General features: G+C 61.8%; 1 protein-coding gene and 1 pseudogene. Both read left to right on the top strand.

The window, feature by feature from the left end; genetic code table 11:
• The first annotated feature begins 65 nt into the window (after positions 1-65).
• Complete coding sequence (locus tag ACFO3E_RS15830) at positions 66-518, top strand: IS630 transposase-related protein (RefSeq protein WP_380806057.1); 453 nt, start codon at positions 66-68, stop codon at positions 516-518.
• Positions 445-952: pseudogene (locus tag ACFO3E_RS15825) on the top strand (IS630 family transposase); the annotation flags it as partial. The gene ACFO3E_RS15830 and the pseudogene ACFO3E_RS15825, both read left to right, overlap by 74 nt.

The raw sequence follows: 952 nt of genomic DNA, 5'->3' as shown, positions 1-952 counted from the left end.
TCTAGAGCAAAATCTGACCGGACTGAATCATTGGGATTCCCCTTCGCTCAGAAATGTGATTCACCATGTCAGCTGGACGAGGAGGCCAGCCTGGCATGACAAAGTCCATCTCAGAAGATTTACGTTCGCGGGTGATTGCGGCGGTTGAGGGCGGCCTCTCCCGCCGCGCGGCAGCGGAGCGTTTTGGAGTTGCGGCGGCGAGCGCGATCCGTTGGGTACGCGAGTGGCGGGAGACTGGATCGACGCGGGCGAAGCGGCAAGGCGGCGACATGCGGTCGCGGCGGATTGAAGCCCATCGCGACATTATTCTCGGTGCGATCGAGGAGCAGGTGGACATCACGCTCGTTGAACTGGCCGAGATGCTTCGATCGCAGCATGGAGCCGTATTCGCTCCGAGCACGATCTGGCGTTTCCTTGATCGTCACTCAATGACCGTGAAAAAAAACAGCGCACGCCAGCGAGCAGGAGCGGCCCGACGTTCTCGCGCGGCGACGCGCATGGTTCAAGGCTCAACCTGATCTCGATCCTGACCGCTTGGTCTTCATCGATGAGACCGGCGCGTCAACGAAGATGGCGCGTCTGCGGGGGCGGGCCCCGCGCGGCATGCGGTGCCGGTCACCTATCCCGCACGGCCATTGGAAAACCACCACTTTCACTGGTGCGCTGCGCTTAACGGGCATGACCGCACCCATGGTCCTGGACGGGCCCATGACTGGCGAATGGTTCGCTGCCTATGCCAGGCAGGTTCTGGCACCTACGCTGTGTCCCGGCGACATCGTGATCCTCGACAATCTCCCAGCTCATAAGACGATGGCAGCGCGTGATGCCATCGAAGCGGCTGGAGCGCGGATGCTCTTCCTTCCGCCGTACAGCCCCGACTTCAATCCGATCGAGAACGCCTTCTCGAAGCTCAAGGCAATCCTGCGAAAAGCCGCCGCACGATCCGTCCCCG

Source organism: Sphingobium tyrosinilyticum, assembly GCF_042654265.1.
GTDB lineage: Bacteria > Pseudomonadota > Alphaproteobacteria > Sphingomonadales > Sphingomonadaceae > Sphingobium > Sphingobium tyrosinilyticum.
Note: the sequence above shows the minus strand (reverse complement) of the source record. Positions and strands in the feature narration are given on the sequence as shown.

Excerpts from the sequence above, each read along its gene's own strand:
- ACFO3E_RS15830 (WP_380806057.1), top strand. The coding sequence starts at position 66 with ATGTCAGCTGGACGAGGAGGCCAGCCTGGCATGACAAAGTCCATCTCA.